The following is a 17423-nucleotide window of genomic DNA, read 5'->3' as shown; positions in this document are numbered from 1 at the left end:
GTGAACATTCACTGACTTAGTGAGACTTGCGGACGCGCAGGTACCATTCGGCCAGCAGCCGTACCTGTTTCTCCGTGTAGCCTCGATCGACCATACGCTCGACGAACTGCTTGTGCTTCTTCTGATCTTCCTGGCTGGCTTTCGGGTTGAAAGAGATAACCGGCAGCAGATCCTCGGTGTTGGAGAACATTTTCTTCTCAATCACGCTGCGCAGCTTCTCATAGCTGAGCCAGGAGGGGTTGCGCCCCTGGTTGTTCGCCCGCGCCCGCAACACGAAGTTGACCACCTCGTTGCGGAAGTCCTTCGGGTTGCTGATGCCGGCCGGTTTCTCGATTTTCTCCAACTCGTCGTTGATGGCGGAGCGGTCGAGAATTTCGCCGGTTTCCGGATCCCGGTATTCCTGGTCCTGAATCCAGAAGTCGGCATAGGTCACGTAGCGATCGAACAGGTTCTGGCCGTATTCGCTGTAGCTCTCCAGATACGCGGTCTGAATTTCCTTGCCGATGAACTGGACGTAGTGCGGCGCCAGGAACTCCTTGATGAAGCGCAGGTAGCGCTCCTGGGTTTCCGGCTGGAACTGTTCCTGCTCAATCTGTTTTTCCAGGACATACAGCAGATGGACCGGGTTGGCCGCCACTTCCGAGGTGTCGAAGTTAAACACCTTGGAGAGAATCTTGAAGGCAAACCGGGTGGACAGACCGTCCATGCCCTCGTTGACCCCGGCCGCGTCGCGGTACTCCTGCATCGATTTCGCTTTCGGGTCGGTGTCCTTGATATTCTGGCCATCGTAAACCCGCATCTTTGAGAAGATGCTGGAATTCTCCGGCTCCTTGATCCGCGACAGCACCGAGAACTGGGCCAGCATGTCCAGGGTATCCGGTGCGCAGGGCGCGCCGGCGAGGGAGCTGTTCTTGAGCAGCTTTTTGTAGATCTCGATCTCTTCCGATACCCGCACACAGTAGGGCACCTTGACGATGTACACCCGGTCAAGGAACGCCTCGTTGTGCTTGTTGTTACGGAAGGTCTGCCACTCGGATTCGTTGGAGTGGGCCAGGATAATGCCGTCAAACGGCACCGATCCCATGCCTTCGGTGGTGTTGTAGTTACCTTCCTGGGTGGCCGTCAGCAGTGGATGCAGTACCTTGATAGGTGCCTTGAACATCTCCACAAATTCCAGCAGCCCCTGATTGGCGCGGCACAGACCGCCACTGAAGCTGTAGGCATCCGGATCGTCCTGGGAGAAATCCTCCAGCATGCGGATATTCACCTTGCCCACCAGAGCGGAAATGTCCTGGTTGTTGTCGTCGCCGGGTTCGGTCTTGGAGACACCTACCTGGTCGAGTACCGAGGGGTATTTCTTCACCACCTTGAACTTGCTGATGTCTCCGCCGTATTCGTGCAGGCGCTTCACCGCCCAGGGCGACATGATGTTTTGCAGGTACCGAAGGGGAATGCCGTACTCTTCCTCAAGAATCGGTCCATCCTCGCCCGGATCAAACAACCCAAGGGGTGACTCGTTTACCGGTGATCCCTTGATGGCATAGAAGGGGACTTTCTGCATCAGAAACTTGAGCTTTTCCGCCAGTGACGATTTACCGCCACCGACCGGGCCCAGCAAATAGAGAATCTGTTTCTTTTCTTCCAGCCCCTGGGCGGCGTGACGGAAGAACGAGACGATGTTTTCCACGGCATCTTCCATACCATAGAACTCGGAAAACTCGGGGTAGCGTTTGATAACCTTGTTGGAAAAAATGCGTGACTGCCGGGAGTCACGGGAAGTGTCGACTAACTCTGGCTCGCCAATGGCCAGTAACATCCTCTCCGCGGCAGTGGCGTATGCCGTTGGGTCCTTTTTGCAGATCTCCAGGTATTCCTCAAGGGAGTATTCTTCCTCCTGAGTTGATTCATACCGGTCTTTGAAGTGCTGCACAATGCTCATAGATGGCCCCTCGCTCGCTGTTCTTCAGCTTTCAGTTCACGCAATATCCCTGTTGCAGTCGGCGCCGCCAACCTGGGCGGTGTGTCTGGTTATTAGTGGAAGAAATGGATACTTCAAACCGATTTACGGTGCGCGGCCGATTTCGGTTTGGTTACCTTGAGCTTAGTTCACGCTCGGAAAGTTGGACAGTTTGTTTCTGGTATCGGTTCATTAATTTGTGTTGTGTTCTTGTTTTGGCTTTTGGGGGGAGGGAGCACGGGGGGAGGTCTTTCTAAAAAACTCCGCTTGAACTCGCTTCGCTCAGACAGGCGGTGTTTTTTAGAAAGACCTCCCCCCATACTCCCGTACACCAAGGTGCAGGCTGGCACAAAAAAGACAGGGAAAGTGCATTTAGATAAGTGGCAAAAGGACAGCAAACTGAGAAGCCGGGAAGAGGCTGATATGGGTGGGGTACCTTTCTGAAAAAGGATCGCCTGTCTGAGCGAAGCGAGTTTAAGCGAGCTTTTTTCAGAAAGGTACCCCACCCGTAGCGGCCGACACTCAACAGTCAGCAGTCACCGCTTGACGAGCCGAAACACACTCTCAGTAGCCCCGGCCAGCCCCTTGCGCTTGGTAAACGGATGATCCTTGGCCAGGGTGTTGGTCAGGATATGTTCGATGTCGTAGTCGTCGGAATAGAGCTCCCGGACTTCCTCATCGCTGACGTTGAACGGCGGCCCCTTGATCTCGGTATCGTAGTCCAGCGTGATCAGCAGGATGCGGGTACCGTCGGGGATAACCGCCGTCAGGTGCTCCACATACTCCTTGCGCATTTTCGGGGGCATGGCGATCAGGGCGGCGCGGTCGTAGACCAGGCGGATGTGTTTCAGGTCATCGGGCACCAACTGGAAAAAATCGCCGCACCAGAGTTCCAGATCATCGTTCTTGAAACGGGTAAACGGCTCGCCCGGTCGAACCAGGGCCTTCTCGCCGGCTTCCTCAAAGAAATCCTTACAGGCAATATCGCTCAGCTCCACGCCAATGATCGGATGGCCGCGATCGTGCAGCCACCACATATCGTGCGCCTTGCCGCACAGCGGGACGAACACCGCTTGTGTGCCTTCGCCCGCCAGTTCCGGCCAGTGGTCGTGAAGATAGTTATTGATCGTCCCCTCGTGGAAGCCGATTTCCTTCTTTGCCCAGCGCTCGTGCCAGAATTCGTGTTCCATCGTCTACCCATCCTTACAATTGGAGGTTTATCTCAGTCTATCCTAATCTGTGGCTTTCTTGGTTAAGGAGAAACGAATGAAAGCGGTTTTCCTCGATGCTGATACGCTCGGAAACGACGTTGACCTGACGCCCATCGAAACCGTTGCCGGCGACCTGGTAAAGCATGAACGGACGGCGCCTGAGCAGGTGCTTGAACGGATTCAGGGCTTTGATACCGTTGTCGTCAACAAGGTCTTCCTCACGCGTGAACATTTTGAGGCCTGCCCGGAACTTGAAACCATAGCCGTGGTAGCGACCGGACTCAATAATATTGACCAGACCGCAGCCAGAGAACACGGTATCCGGGTGATGAATGTCACCAACTACGGCCGTTCCACCGTGGCGCAGCACACCATGGCGCTGATGCTGGCACTGGCGACGCGAATGCTGGACTACGACCGCGATGTGCGGGCCGGGCGTTGGGGGCAAAGTTCGATGTTCTGCCTGATGGATCATCCGATTATGGAGCTGGAGGGTCGCACCCTGGGGATTGTTGGTTACGGAGATCTGGGGCAGGGTGTCGCTGAGCGGGCCCGGGCCTTTGGTATGAAAATTCTGCTGGGCGCACGCCCCGGGCAGGAGCAGGGCGAAGTGGATGGTTATCCCCGGATACCACTGGACGAGTTCCTGCCGCAGGTGGATGTGCTGTCGCTGCATTGTCTGCTGACCGATGAAACCCGTAACCTGATCGGTGCCGACGAACTGAAGAAGATGAAGCGTGACGCGCTGCTGATTAACACCTCCCGCGGCGGGCTGGTGGATGAACAGGCGTTGGCGGACGCACTAAGAGCCGGAACCATCGCCGGTGCAGGCTTTGATGTGCTGACAGAGGAGCCGCCCCGCCATGGCAATCCGCTGCTGGCGGATGACATTCCCAACCTGATTGTGACGCCGCATTCCGCCTGGGCAAGCCGGGAGGCCAGGCAGAGGATTGTTGAGATTACGGCCCGCAATCTGTCTTCTGTCTGATTTATCGGGTACTTCCCCTTACTCACCCCCGAAAAAATGACAGCCGTATGACGCGGCTGCCGTTCCCTGTTGCTTAAACTGCCCGTGAAATGCCCCAAATGAGGGCATGTATTTCACTAACGCTCCAACAATAACAACAGGGCGATATTATGATCAGACCCATCCTGGCGCTTGCGCTTTCCTCCGTTTTCTTTTCCGTGCCAGTTCTTGCCTTTGAGCGCGACGAGCTGCTTATCTGGATCAACTCCGACAAGGGACACCAGGGTCTCGCCGAAGTAGGCCGGCGCTTCGAGGCGGAAACCGGCATCCCGGTCACCGTGGAAACCCCGGATGATCTAACATCCGAGTACGATCATTACGGCTATTCCTCAATGGCGCCGGACATTGTGATCTGGCCCCACGATCGCTTCGGTAGCTGGATCAACGAGGGGCACCTGCGGCCCATCGAACCTTCGAAGCAAGTACGTGAAACCATCGCCCCATTCGCCTGGCAGGCGGTTTCCGTGGGGGAGCGGGTGTATGGCTATCCGATTGCCCTGGAGGTGGTCAGCCTGCTCTATAACAGGGACCTCGTGGCAAACCCGCCTGCCACCCTGGAAGAGGTAAAAGCCGAGCATCATCGGCTGAGCGACCAGGGCATTGAGGCCATCTCCTGGGATTACAAAAACGTGTACTTTTCCTGGCCGGTTTTTGCCGGTTCGGGCGGGTACAGCTTTGGTCTGGAGAGCCAGGTTTATGACCTTTCCGATGTGGGTGTGGCCACCGATGGCGCTATCCGCGCGGTAGCGGGCATCAAGGATCTGCTGGATTCCGGTGTGCTGGCCAAAGACGCGGATTATGGCTCCATGATGGATGGCTTCAAAGCCGGCGAGACGGCGATGATCATCAATGGCCCCTGGGCCTGGAGTGAGATACGGGACGCCGGCATCAATGTGGGCATTGCCGATGTACCCACCACGACAGGTGACCCCGGCAAGCCGTTCGTGGGTGTGCTGGCGGCTGGTATCAGTGCCGTCTCCACCAATCACCAGCTGGCCAGGCAATTCCTTGAGGACTACCTGCTGACCGAAGACGGCCTGCACGCGGTGAATGACGACAAACCGCTGGGCGCCGTGGCTCATCTGGATGTGGTGGAAACCCTCAGTGAGGATCCGTTCATCGATCACACATTCCGGTCCGCCAGCCGAGGCGAAATCATGCCCAACATCCCTGAAATGAAACGCTTCTGGGACCTGATGACCATCCGCTTTGACGGCATGCTGGAAGGCGAATACCCAATAACGTCCACGTTGAATGGAGCCGCCAACCGGCTAAGGCGGCTGGATGAAATGCGGGGCTGGACGCGCCGGCACTATGTGACAAACTGAGTGAGCTTCCGCTACTGACACGAAACCGCTAGTAAAAGCCACGCAATCGGCCATACTTTGTTGTGATTTGGTATCTGACTGATAATCTGTACAAAACACTGGCAAGCAGGATGTTGTGTGGCTTCTTTTCAACTGAAAGAGCGGCTGAATGCCGCGGAAAAGTGGATTCTCGCCAATCCCAACCCACCCCAGCACTGGCCGTGGACCTGGCTCTACAAAACCGGGCGTAGTCTGTACGCGCTGATCCGGGATGTGGTCAGTGGTAACCTGACGCTGCACTCCATGAGCCTGGTGTACACCACGCTGCTCAGTATCGTGCCACTGCTGGCCTTGAGCTTCTCGGTGCTCAAGGCCATGGGTGTCCACCAGAAAATGGAGCCCTTTCTGTTCCAGTTCTTTGAGCCCATGGGGCCTCAGGGGCTGGACATCGCTGAGCAGATCCTGAGCTTTGTCGACAACATGAAGGTCGGGGTGCTGGGGTCCGTGGGGCTGGCGTTGCTGGTGTATACGGTGATTTCGCTGGTCCAGAAAATCGAGCGTTCCTTCAACATGATCTGGCGTGTGCCGGACATGCGCTCCATGGCGCAACGGTTCAGCAATTACCTGAGTGTGATCATGGTCGGCCCCCTGCTGATGGTGTCCGCCATCGGCGCGACCGCCACCATTTTCTCTTCAGAATTCGTGCAGACATTGGTCGAGATTGAACCGTTTGGTTCGTTGATCATTGCCATCACTCGTTTTACTCCGTTCTTCCTGGTGGTGGGAGCATTCACCTTCGTTTATGTGTTTATCCCCAACACCCGGGTCAAACTGCGCTATGCCTTTATCGGTGGCCTGGTGGCAGGGGTATCCTGGCAGGCTGCGGGGATGCTGTTCGCTTCCTTTGTGGCAGGTTCCGCCAAGTACGAGGCGATCTATTCCAGTTTCGCCATCGGTATCATTCTGCTGATCTGGATTTATCTCAACTGGATGATTCTGCTACTTGGTGCCAGTTTATCGTTTTACCTGCAGAATCCCGGATCGGTGGCGAAGCGCCATCAGGTTCAGCTGTCTCCTGAACTGCAGGAAAAAGTGGCCCTGGCGTTGATGTGGATGGTCGCCAAACCGTTCAGTGAAGGTAAGCCGGCGCCTCAGCAGGAGTGGCTGGAGCACCAGCTGCGGGTGCCCGGGGAGGTGACCCGGGGCGTGAGCGACAAACTGATCCGTGCGGGATTCCTGACTCTGGCGGGCAGTCAGGGCGATAAGTTGACCCCCGGGCGGGCACTGAACCTGATCACCGTTGGCAATGTTCTGGACGCTGTCCGTCACGATGAGGACCGGGTGGTGGATCGTCTGCCGGCGGTGTTGCCGGCATGGTTGCGGAACCGTTCCGCGGCGGATGAGTCAGAAACCTTTGCCGAACTGCTGGATAATGAGTCCCCTGGTGGTAATCCCTGAGTCTCTTGTGGGGGCGCTGTCAGCTATGGGGCTGATTGCCCCCGTCGAGCATCTGGATCAGAGCCTTGCGGACCCGGACAAACTGTTCCTCGTCCAGGCGAACCAGGCTGAGTAGCTTTTCTTCCGCCATATTGCGCTGGTGGGCGTGGCGAAGCGCTTCACGGGTGCCGATGATCATGCCGTCATTCAAAGGGGTATGGACCTGCCCGGGGGCAGGACGTTCCGCCGCCAGCAGGTATGCGTGGTATTTGGGCGGAAGGTTCCATTCATTGGCGACTAGCTGGGACGTTGTCCACTGATAGCGTGCCAGTGCGTGCCTTATGAGAGCCGGTTCTGGCTCGATTCCGTACCGGCTGGTCCGGCAGATACGGTGGATCTCCCGCCGCAGGGTGATGTAGGACAGTGCCGGCAAGAGGCCAACGATGAAATGTGCGCTGGTATCCTGGCCCTGAATTCTTGCTATCAGTTCCGCCGAGCGCGCGCACGCCAGCCCCCATCGCCAGACCCGCTGGGCAAACAGGGCCTCGCGGCTGTTACGGGCGACCATCATCGGCCGCATCACTGCGGCCGAGATGACATTCCGGATACCATCAATACCAAGCACAAATACCGCCTGGTCTACCGACTCGATGGGCTGATCTCCGGGCCGGAAGTAGGGGCTGTTGGCGATCTGAAGCAATTGGTCGGTCAGGGCCGGGTCGCTGAGAATGATATCGGTCAGACGGTGGCGATCGGAGGATTCGTCAGACAGGGCACGCATCAGCTTGGGGAGTGTCAGCGGCTGGCGGGGCAGTTCTTCCAGAGTCTGGTCGTGGAGGCGGGTCTCAAGCTGGCTCAGGATGGCATCGAGGGAAGGCACGCCCGCCTTGAGTGCAGAAGGCGGTGAGTCAAGCAGCCAGCAGAACAGGTGGTTCTCCAGGTTCTGGATCAGTTGAGCGTCTTGTTCTGTAGTTGGCGCATCGTCTGTGACCGGGTTGAACAATCGTGGTTCGGCACCCTGAGGCTTTGGTCCGGCAGCAGAGAATAAGCCTGATATCCAGGATATAAAGCCTGGCATCCAGTGCCTCCAGGTAAATAGGTCGTCTAAGGTTACGCACCCGCTACCTGCCAGTATAGAGGCCTCAGTGTTTTATGCACAGGAAAACGCCCCGGTCAGCCCAGGGCGCCACCGAATACAAAGACCAGTTGGCCGACACCGGCGATCATGCCAAGGAATGCGCCCACCAGGATGAGTTTGATTTCGTCTTCCTGGAAACAGGGTCGGAGCAGGTCCTGGAATTCTTCCGATGACAGCGCAATCATCCGCTCTACCATGATGGATTCCACCGCCCGGGCACGGTCTTGTTCGAACATCGGGTTGTTGAAAGAGGACTGGGAAATTTCGATGGCTTTCAGCCCCACTTTGTTCTTCAGGGTGGCAAACCCGGTGGGGCCAAACGCCATCTGGGTCAGCGCCTTGCCCATGCCAGCGGTTTCATCCACCAGCGGTTTGATGTGTTTTTTCACCATGTTGCGGGCACGATCGCCTTTGGGGCCTTCAATGATGGCGTTGATGATGTTGCCGACCGTCAGGATCTCGTGGGTCACGATGTGGCAGAAGGACTCCGCCACTTCCTGCTGGCGTTTGAGGAACAGCCCCTGGAATCGTATTGGTCCGACTTTCTTTTCGTGTAAGGGGCGGAAAATCACGTTCAGCGCGATCCAGTTGGTAGCGTAACCGACCAGTAAGCCGAAGAACGGTAGCACCCACCAGCTCTGATAGAAGTACCATACCGCCATTTGCACCAGACCAAACAGGAAACCGAAGTAGAGGCCTGAATTGACGATAAAGCGGAATTCTACTTCGCCGCATTCCAGGAAAATCCGGTTCAGCAGCTGTTTGTCTTTGGCAAGACGCTCGATGACCATGCCTTTTATATCCAGCAGGTCTTCGATGTTGGTGGAGATGTCGTCCACCAGGTTGTCCACCAGTTGGGGGGTGGCTTTGCGTACCCGGTCATAGACCATGTTGCGGGCAGAGGAGGGCAGGTTTTCCCAGAATGTGGGGTATTCCCGCAGCATCATTTCGTCGACGTATTCTTCAATACGGGGGTCCGCGGAATGCACGATATGCGCGGCCAGTACCTTTGGGTCGATCTGTTGGAAGATTTCGTCGACGGTGCCGATTTTGGAGATGGTTGCATCCACGCTGATGGCGGCCATTTTCCGGGCCTTGGAGGGGATGATGCCCTGCCAGCCGAGCAATGGGGGGTTGCCGATGAACTCCAGGGGATAAAAGGTCATCTTGATGGCAAGCCAGTTGGTGGTCCAGCCGATCAGTGCGGCAATGACCGGGATGCTTAGGTATTGCCAGAATTCGGGATTGGTAAACAGACTTGTCATCCGGTACTCGCGTTTGTTCGTTGTTGGTGTTTTGGTTCCCGCTACGTTACGGGGAGGATTCTCCAAAACACGCTCAAGTACGTCCATGTAGCGCTTGGGCTCCGCCATCCATGGCTCCGCACAGTTTTTGGAGAACCTTCCCCGTAACATAGCCCCAAATACGGTGTTGTTCTCAACCGCGATTTAGCTTGTCAGGGATAATGTTTGCCAGCACGCGCCCTGTCAATGACTGATACGCCAGCCAGGGGCGGCGGCACAGTCGGTACAGTCAGTTGCCGATATCGCCCCAAAGCCATTGGCACAGTGCCATGGCCGCAATAGGGGCGGTTTCTGTTCTGAGTACCCGTGGCCCGAGAGCCACCGGCAGGAAGCCGCTGTTTTCAGCTGCGGTTATTTCCTCGGGGCTCAGCCCCCCTTCCGGGCCGATCATCAGGGCGACGCGGGCTGGTTTGTTCATGGTGTCCAGGGACTGTTCCGTGCGGTGGTGCAGGACCAACCTCAGGTTACAATCCTCAGTGTGTTCAAACCATTGCGCCAGGGTCATGACCGGGAGTATCTCCGGCACGCGGGCGCGGCCGCATTGTTCGGCGGCGCTGATGGCGACGGACTGCCAGTGGCGCAGGCGTTTTTCCTCGCGGTCACCTTTGAGCTTTACATCGCAACGTTCTGTAGTGAGCGGAACGATGCGGGTCACGCCCATTTCCACGGCTTTCTGCACAGCGTAGTCCATGCGGTCGCCTTTGGAGAGGGTCTGACCGAGGACGATGTCCAGGGAGGATTCGGTGGCGTTGGCAGCCGGGGCTCCCACCTGGACTTCGACCTGCTTCTTGCTGGCGCTGGTGATGGTGGCAGGGAAGTCGTTACCGTCACCGTTGAAAAGCAGCAGTTCCTGGCCGGGCTGCATGCGCAGTACCCGGCCTACGTGCTGGGCCGCATTTTCGTCCAACTCGGTTGTGCCGCCCTCGCTCAGTGGCGAGCGGGTGTAGATTCTCGGAACGCGCATGCTCAGTCCCTGACGGCGATCTCAATGCCTTCGGTCGCCACCTGGCCGAGGTGGCGGATCTGCTCCTCGGTGATGATGTACGGCGGCATGAAATACACCACGTTACCCAGCGGACGAAGCAGGGCCTGGCGGGTGAGGGCGTGCTGGTAGACCTTGATGCCGCGCCTTTCCTGCCATGGGAACGGGGTTTTGTCGGCCTTGTTCTTGACCATTTCCACGGCCAGTGTCATGCCGTGCTGGCGGATGCCGCCGACGTTCGGGTGATCTGCCAGGTGGGCTACCGAGTCCGCCATGCAGGCGGACAGGCGCTTGTTGTTCTCGATGACGTTGTCATCCCGGAAGATGTCCAGGGTGGCCAGGGCGACGGCACAGCCGATGGGGTTGCCGGTGTAGCTGTGGGAATGGAGAAACGCGCGCAGTGTCTCGTAGTCGTCGTAGAAAGCCTGGTAGACGTCATCGGTGGTCAGCACCACGGATAGCGGCAGGTAGCCCGCCGTCAGTCCTTTCGACAGGCACATGAAATCCGGAGTGATATCTGCCTGTTCACAGGCGAACATTGTGCCGGTGCGGCCGAAGCCAACGGCAATCTCGTCGGCAATCAGGTGTACGCCGTAGCGAGTGCAGGCTTCCCGCAACTTGGTGTGGTAAATCGGATGGTGCATGCGCATGCCGCCGGCGCACTGAATGAGCGGCTCTACCACCACGGCACAGATTTCCTCGTGCTTCTCGGCCAGCAGTTTTTCCATGGCCTCGAACTGGCGCAGGGCGTATTCCTCGTCGGTTTCACCGGCTTCCTTGTTCCAGGCGTCCGGGGAAGGTGCCGTAAGGACTTCCATCAGCAGCGGCTGATAGGTGTCCTTGTACAGCGCAACATCGCCAAGCGCCAGGGCGCCCAGGGTTTCGCCATGATAGCTGTTGCCGAGGTTGACGAAGTTCTTCTTGCCGGGTTTGCCCTGGTTCTTCCAGTAGTGGTAGCTCATCTTCAGCGCCGCTTCGATGGCGGATGAACCGTTATCGGCATAAAAGCATTTATTGAGGCCCGGAGGGGTGACCTCGATCAGGCGCTCTGACAGGTTGACTACCGGTTCATGGCTGAAGCCGGCCAGGATCACATGTTCCAGCTTCCCGATCTGTTCCTGAATCGCGGCGTTGATGCGCGGGTTGGCGTGGCCGAACAGGTTGACCCACCAGGAGCTGACGGCATCGATGTAGCGGTTGTTCTCGAAATCTTCCAGCCAGACCCCTTCACCCCGTTTCACCGGAATCAGTGGCAGGGTTTCGTGGTCTTTCATCTGGGTGCAGGGATGCCAGACGGATTTCAGGTCCCGTGCGACGAGATCGGCGTTGCGCATCTGTGAGTCTCCTATCGGCCCGGTAAAGGGATCGGTAGTTGATGAATCAAAAGGTTCACCATGATACTTGGCGGAGGTGAGGCCTGCTAGTGTCCCGTCCAGCTCATTCGTCAACCCACTGAGCCAGACGGGACACCAGAGTGTGATCTGAATCACTCTGGCTATGCAGCCATCACAGCCTGACCTGACGGCCAATGTTTGCAGGCAGCCCCCCCGTAACAATCTCCTTATACTTTACGGAGGCCGTTATGGAACTGGAGCTGAAACATCCTTACGAGGCAGGCCTTGAGCATGTGCTGGGCGCCTTCTTCGACGAGAGCCGCATCATTGAGAAAAACCGGAAGCTGGGTTCCCGGAATGTGCGTGTTGTGGAACTGAAGCGCGATGAGCTGTCAGCGAAACTGGTGGTGGAGCGCGAGATGATGACCTCGGCCGAAGTGCCGGGGATTCTCGCCAGTTTCCATCGTGAGTGGAACCAGGTGCGCCAGGAAGAACACTGGTTCCGCAAGGACGATTCCGAGTGGCACTGTGAATTCCGGGTGCGCATAGAGAATGTGCCCGCGAAGATTCACGGCATCATGAAACTGAAAGGATCGGCGGAACGTTGCACCAACCACGTCAGTCTGAACGTGCGGTGTGATGTGCCGTTGCTGGGCAAAAAGGTAGCCAGATTCCTGGCGGAAGACTCCCGCGCCAAAATCGAGCAGGAATACGACGCCCTCCGCCAGTTATTGTAGTCTCGGCACTAATGCGCCAGCACCCGGGACAGGAACGCCTGGGTCCGTTCGTTCTGCGGGTTGTCGAAAACATCGCCAGGCTTGCCTTCCTCGACAATCTGGCCCTCGTGGATGTAGATAACCCGATCCGCCACTTCCCGGGCGAAGCCCATTTCGTGGGTTACCACCATCATGGTCATGCCTTCTTTGGCCAGCTCCCGCATCACGTCCAGCACCTCACCGATCATTTCCGGGTCGAGCGCTGACGTTGGCTCATCGAACAGCATCAGCCGTGGTTCCATAGCCAGTGCCCGGGCGATGGCCACGCGCTGTTGCTGGCCGCCGGAGAGGTGGCTGGGGTACTTGTCCGCCTGGCTGCCGATGCCCACGCGATTGAGCAGGCGCTCGGCGGTGGCGTTGGCGATCACCTGGGAGGCGTTTTTCACCTTGATTGGCGCCAGCATGATGTTTCTTTTCACCGTCAGGTGAGGGAACAGGTTGAACTGCTGGAACACCATGCCCACTTCCTTGCGGATTTCGGCTAAAGATTTCGGATTGCCGCTCTTCGGTGCGAGCGGGTGTCCGTCCACTTCGAGTTTTCCGGACTCGAATTCCTCAAGGCCATTTACGCAGCGGATCAGGGTGGATTTGCCGGAGCCGCTGGCGCCGATGATAACGACAACCTCGCCGGCTTCCACAGTAAGGTTGATGTCCTTCAGAACATGAAGTTTACCGAAGTACTTGTTCATGTTCTTCATTTGCACAATGTGTGTCATGGGTACCTTTCCTTCAGACAGAAGCCAGCCCGCGACGCTCAATGAGTCGTAGCAGTAGTGAGAGGGAGAGGGTGATCATCAGGTAGAGGCAGGCCACCACAAAGTAGACCTCAAAGGCTGTAAAGGTGTTGGCAATATAAACCTGACCCTGGCGGACCAGTTCACCGACGCCGATGACTGAGAACAGGGAGGTGTCCTTGATACTGACAATCGCCTGGTTGCCAAGCGGCGGAATCATGCGCCGGAAAGCCTGAGGCCAGATGATGGACCAGAAAGTCTGGGACCGGGAGAGACCCAGTGACAGACCCGCTTCGGTCTGGCCCTTGTCGATTGACTGGACGCCGCCCCGTACGACTTCCGAGATGTAAGCACCGGAGTTGAGGGCAATGGCCGCGATGCCTGCGACCAGCGGATCAATCGGGCTGCCAACCAGGTCGGGCAGACCGTAGAAGATAAACAGCACCTGGACCAGGATGGGAGTGCCGCGGAATATCTCGATGTAAGCGGTGGCCGGCCAGCGCAGGAACCATTTCTTGTTAATGCTCAGCAGGCCGAAAATAATGCCCAGCACAAAGCCGATGGCGAGACCGCCAAACGATATCAGCAGAGTGTAGGGGATCCCTTTAAGCAGGAAAGGAATGGAGTTTATGGCCGCTTGCCAGTCAAACTGAAACTGGAATTCCACAGTGGTTGTCTCCGTTGTATGGGGAGTTACCTGCCGGGGCGCCTGGCGCCCCGGCTATGGTGCCGGACGGTTACATGTCTTCCGGCATTGGGCCAAACCACTTCTCGTAAATGGTTTTGTAGGTGCCGTCTTCCTTGATGGAGGCGAGTGCTTCGTTGACTTCATCGAGCCATTCGCTGCCTTTCTTCAGGGCGATGCCATATTGCTGGCCTTCGTACAGCGGACCAACGGTTTTAACCTTGCCTTCGCCCTTGGTACTGGCGAAATAGCCAACGTTGGGTGCGTCATAGAAAACCGCGTCCACAGCACGGGACATCAGTGCCATGTACATATCGGAGCTGCCTGGGTAAGGGGTAACCCCATCGTTCTCATCCAGGGTCTTGGTCAGGTAGTCATAGCTGGTGCTACCGATCTTGGTGCCGATTTTCTGGCCGTTCAGGTCGTCCATGGTTTCCACGGAGTCGTTGTCTTTGCGGACCAGAATACGCAAACCGGAATCGTAATATGGATCGGAGAAATCAACGATTTCCTGACGCTCTTCGGTAATGGTGATACCGGCAATGGCGATATCCACGTTACCCGTCTGCAGAGCCGGAATGATGCCATTGAAATCCATGGTGTTGAGGTCAATCTCGAACCCGGCACGGTCGGCCACCTCACGGATGATCTCCATATCGAAACCGATCATCTCCCCGGTTTCCTGATCCATCATCTCGAAGGGTACGAAGCTGGGGTCGGTCACGACTCTCAGGGTTTCAGCGCTCACGGTTCCCGCGGCCACGGTCATCGCCAGTGTGGCGCCGAGGGTTTTCAGCCATTTCGTGCTCATGCTTTCTCCTTGTCTTCTTATGGAGCTCCGATTGCCCGGTAAGGCAAGCCAAAAGGCACGGTTGGTGACAGTGCCTGTCGGGGAGCGTTAATGGAACTGCATCAAATTAACTCTAGACCATTAAACGGAGAAATGCAGGAAATCAAATGCTTGGGGCGGAGGTGCTGCGAAGGAAGGGTTGGTGGATTACGGTCCTGCGGACCTAATCCAACCTACGGTTAAGGAAGAACTCCGTAGGCCGGGTTACCGGTGAACCCGTAGGTCGGATTAGGCCCAACGGGCCGTAATCCGACATTGGAAAGGCAATCAGAAAGCAATCTTCTCCCGCTCACCAATCCCCAGGTTCTCCCAGATGCGAATGCTGGGCTGGGCCAGGTTCAGGGTATAGAAATGCAACCCGGGCGCACCGGCTCTGAGCAGCTTCTCACACATCTCTGTCACCACTTCCTCGCCGAACTTGCGGATCGAATCACTGTCGTCACCGTAGGCTTCGAGCTGCTTGCGGATCCAGCGGGGAATTTCCGCACCGCACATGTCGGAGAAGCGCACCAGGTTGGAGAAGTTGACGATGGGCATGATGCCCGGCACCACCGGAATGGTGATGCCCATCTTCTCCAGGCGGTCGATGAAGTAGAAGTAGCTGTCCGCATTGAAGAAGTATTGGGTGATGGCGCTGTTGGCGCCGGCATCCACTTTGCGGGCAAAATTCTTCAGGTCTTCCTCGGCACTGCGGGCCTGGGGGTGAAACTCCGGGTAGGCCGCCACTTCAACCTGGAAGTGGTCGCCGCTGTGCTCGCGGATGAACTCCACCAGCTCGTTGGCGTAACGAAGTTCACCGGCGGCGCCCATACCGGAAGGCATGTCGCCCCGGAGGGCGACAATCCGGTTGATCCCGTTCTCTTTGTACAAATCCAGCAGCTCGCCAATGTCCTGGCGGGTACCACCCACGCAGGACAGGTGCGGAGCCGTGGAAATGCCCTGCTTGTGCAGGCTCAACACGGTTTCAATGGTGCGGTCCCGGGTGGAACCGCCGGCACCAAAGGTGACCGAGAAGAAATCCGGGTTCTCCCCGGCGAGCTGGTTTCGCACGTTCTGCAGCTTTTCCTTGCCCTGGTCGGTCTTGGGCGGGAAAAATTCAAAGCTGAAACGGCGTTTGAACTGTTTCTGGGATTCCATCTTGATATCCGATCAGTATTTGTAGCTTTCCGGCTTGTACGGGCCTTCGACCGGTACACCGATGTATTTGGCCTGCTCCGGGGTCATTTTGGTGATGACGCCATCAAAGCCTTCCACCATCGCGCGGGCGACTTCTTCGTCCAGCTGCTTCGGCAGTACCTGAACGTATACACCTTTGGAGCGCGCGTCTTCCGGCAGATCGGCGAACTTACGCTCGAACAGGTACATCTGTGCCAGCACCTGGTTGGCGAAGGAGCCGTCCATGATCCGTGACGGGTGACCGGTGGCGTTGCCCAGGTTCACCAGGCGGCCTTCGGACAGCAGAATCAGGTGGTCGTTGACGGCCTTGTCGCGATACACCACGTGCACCTGCGGTTTGACCTCGTCCCACTCCCAGTTCTTGCGCATGTAGGCGGTGTCGATTTCGTTGTCGAAGTGGCCGATGTTGCACACCACGGCGCCGCTCTTGAGGGCCTTGAGCATGTGAGCGTCGCACACGTTCATGTTGCCGGTGGTGGTGACCAGAAGGTCGGTGTTCTGCAGCAGATCACGATTGATGCCGGCCTCGGTGCCGGTGTTGACGCCGTTGATGTACGGGGACACCACTTCGAAACCGTCCATGCAGGCCTGCATGGCACAGATCGGGTCAGCTTCGGTGACTTTTACGATCATGCCTTCCTGGCGCAGGGAAGCGGCGGAGCCTTTGCCCACGTCACCGTAGCCGATCACCAGGGCTTTCTTGCCGGCCAGCAGGTGGTCGGTGGCGCGCTTGATGGCGTCGTTCAGGCTGTGGCGACAACCGTACTTGTTGTCGTTCTTGGATTTGGTGACGGCGTCGTTGACGTTGATGGCCGGCACTTTCAGAGTGCCTTCGCGCAGCATTTCCTGCAGGCGGTGTACGCCGGTGGTGGTTTCTTCGGTGACGCCGTGGCAGTTGGTCAGGACTTCCGGGTACTTCTCATGGAGCAGGGCGGTAAGATCGCCGCCGTCGTCCAGGATCATGTTGGGTTCCCAGCCGTCTACGTCGGCGCCGACGGTACGCTCGAGGCACCAGTCGTATTCTTCGTCGGTTTCCCCTTTCCATGCGAACACGGGAATGCCCTGCGCGGCGATGGCTGCAGCGGCCTGGTCCTGGGTAGAGAAGATGTTGCACGATGACCAGCGCACGTTGGCACCCAGCTCGACCAGTGTTTCGATCAGCACGGCGGTCTGGATGGTCATGTGGATGCAGCCCATGATATTGGCGCCTTTCAGCGGCTGCTCGGCTTTATACTTCTCGCGGAGCTTCATCAGGGCAGGCATTTCGCCTTCAGCGATTTTGATCTCTTTCCGGCCCCAGTCGGCCAGGGTGATATCGCGGACTTTGTAGTCTTCTGCGTTGCTCAGCTTTTCTGCCGGAGTGCTCATGGTGTTCTCCTGTCAGTTCTGTTTTGGCCTCGGAGTTTGGTTTCCCCTGGCCTCTTGATTCGGTGGTGTCGGGGGTGGGTGGCTTCTTTCGCGGAACCGCTACGAGCACATCCATGTGCGCTTCTCTCAGGCCATCC

The 17423-nt window shown here is 57.4% G+C and carries 15 protein-coding genes; 4 read left to right on the top strand and 11 right to left on the bottom strand.

Annotated elements, in window-relative coordinates:
• Positions 1 to 16: 16 nt before the first annotated feature.
• Positions 17 to 1939, bottom strand: coding sequence for a PrkA family serine protein kinase (locus ACJO3M_RS16595; protein WP_407002499.1), 1923 nt, complete (start codon positions 1937 to 1939; stop codon positions 17 to 19).
• Positions 1940 to 2493: 554 nt separating this feature from the next.
• Positions 2494 to 3147 (bottom strand): thiopurine S-methyltransferase, encoded by a 654-nt coding sequence (tmpT, locus tag ACJO3M_RS16590; protein WP_407002498.1) that lies wholly within the window; start codon positions 3145 to 3147, stop codon positions 2494 to 2496.
• Between the two features lie 76 nt (positions 3148 to 3223).
• Between tmpT and ACJO3M_RS16585 the strand changes: the two genes are divergently transcribed.
• The 3 genes from ACJO3M_RS16585 to ACJO3M_RS16575 all read left to right on the top strand — a co-directional run bounded on the left by ACJO3M_RS16585 (position 3224) and on the right by ACJO3M_RS16575 (position 6960).
• Positions 3224 to 4156 carry a D-2-hydroxyacid dehydrogenase gene (locus ACJO3M_RS16585; RefSeq protein WP_407002497.1) on the top strand — a complete coding sequence of 311 codons (933 nt, stop codon included), beginning with the start codon at positions 3224 to 3226 and terminating at the stop codon, positions 4154 to 4156.
• A gap of 149 nt (positions 4157 to 4305) precedes the next feature.
• Positions 4306 to 5523, top strand: coding sequence for a maltose/maltodextrin ABC transporter substrate-binding protein MalE (malE, locus tag ACJO3M_RS16580; RefSeq protein ID WP_407002496.1), 1218 nt, complete (start codon positions 4306 to 4308; stop codon positions 5521 to 5523).
• Between the two features lie 117 nt (positions 5524 to 5640).
• On the top strand, positions 5641 to 6960 hold the full coding sequence (locus ACJO3M_RS16575) for a YihY/virulence factor BrkB family protein (RefSeq protein ID WP_407002495.1): 1320 nt from the start codon (positions 5641 to 5643) through the stop codon (positions 6958 to 6960).
• Between the two features lie 19 nt (positions 6961 to 6979).
• Here the strand turns inward: ACJO3M_RS16575 and ACJO3M_RS16570 are convergent, their stop codons facing one another.
• The 4 genes from ACJO3M_RS16570 to ACJO3M_RS16555 all read right to left on the bottom strand — a co-directional run bounded on the left by ACJO3M_RS16570 (position 6980) and on the right by ACJO3M_RS16555 (position 11697).
• Positions 6980 to 8017 carry an HDOD domain-containing protein gene (locus tag ACJO3M_RS16570; RefSeq protein ID WP_407002494.1) on the bottom strand — a complete coding sequence of 346 codons (1038 nt, stop codon included), beginning with the start codon at positions 8015 to 8017 and terminating at the stop codon, positions 6980 to 6982.
• 95 nt (positions 8018 to 8112) lie between these two features.
• Positions 8113 to 9342, bottom strand: a complete 1230-nt coding sequence (locus ACJO3M_RS16565; protein ID WP_407002614.1) for a DUF445 domain-containing protein — start codon at positions 9340 to 9342, stop codon at positions 8113 to 8115.
• 268 nt (positions 9343 to 9610) lie between these two features.
• Positions 9611 to 10345 (bottom strand): 16S rRNA (uracil(1498)-N(3))-methyltransferase, encoded by a 735-nt coding sequence (locus tag ACJO3M_RS16560; RefSeq protein ID WP_407002493.1) that lies wholly within the window; start codon positions 10343 to 10345, stop codon positions 9611 to 9613.
• 2 nt (positions 10346 to 10347) lie between these two features.
• Positions 10348 to 11697: an adenosylmethionine--8-amino-7-oxononanoate transaminase gene (locus tag ACJO3M_RS16555; protein ID WP_407002492.1), complete on the bottom strand. Its 1350-nt coding sequence runs from the start codon at positions 11695 to 11697 to the stop codon at positions 10348 to 10350.
• A gap of 248 nt (positions 11698 to 11945) precedes the next feature.
• Here ACJO3M_RS16555 and ACJO3M_RS16550 point away from each other — a divergent pair, with 248 nt between their 5' ends.
• Complete coding sequence (locus tag ACJO3M_RS16550; RefSeq protein WP_407002491.1) at positions 11946 to 12434, top strand: DUF2505 domain-containing protein; 489 nt, start codon at positions 11946 to 11948, stop codon at positions 12432 to 12434.
• An 8-nt stretch (positions 12435 to 12442) separates the two neighbouring features.
• On the opposite strand, the gene ACJO3M_RS16545 is transcribed toward ACJO3M_RS16550, so the two are convergent.
• The 5 genes from ACJO3M_RS16545 to ahcY all read right to left on the bottom strand — a co-directional run bounded on the left by ACJO3M_RS16545 (position 12443) and on the right by ahcY (position 17286).
• Positions 12443 to 13189, bottom strand: coding sequence for an amino acid ABC transporter ATP-binding protein (locus ACJO3M_RS16545; RefSeq protein ID WP_407002490.1), 747 nt, complete (start codon positions 13187 to 13189; stop codon positions 12443 to 12445).
• A gap of 13 nt (positions 13190 to 13202) precedes the next feature.
• A complete protein-coding gene (locus ACJO3M_RS16540; RefSeq protein WP_407002489.1) occupies positions 13203 to 13874 on the bottom strand; it encodes an amino acid ABC transporter permease in 672 nt (223 codons plus the stop codon).
• A gap of 70 nt (positions 13875 to 13944) precedes the next feature.
• The gene (locus tag ACJO3M_RS16535; RefSeq protein WP_407002488.1) at positions 13945 to 14703 is read right to left on the bottom strand and encodes a transporter substrate-binding domain-containing protein; all 759 of its coding nucleotides are present in this window, start codon (positions 14701 to 14703) and stop codon (positions 13945 to 13947) included.
• A 306-nt stretch (positions 14704 to 15009) separates the two neighbouring features.
• A complete protein-coding gene (gene metF, locus ACJO3M_RS16530) occupies positions 15010 to 15879 on the bottom strand; it encodes a methylenetetrahydrofolate reductase [NAD(P)H] (protein WP_407002487.1) in 870 nt (289 codons plus the stop codon).
• Between the two features lie 12 nt (positions 15880 to 15891).
• Positions 15892 to 17286 carry an adenosylhomocysteinase gene (ahcY, locus tag ACJO3M_RS16525; RefSeq protein WP_407002486.1) on the bottom strand — a complete coding sequence of 465 codons (1395 nt, stop codon included), beginning with the start codon at positions 17284 to 17286 and terminating at the stop codon, positions 15892 to 15894.
• Between the last annotated feature and the right edge of the window lie 137 nt (positions 17287 to 17423).

This window comes from Marinobacter alkalisoli (genome assembly GCF_045449795.1).
Classification (GTDB): Bacteria; Pseudomonadota; Gammaproteobacteria; order Pseudomonadales; family Oleiphilaceae; genus Marinobacter.
This window is presented reverse-complemented; position numbering and strand designations above follow the sequence as displayed.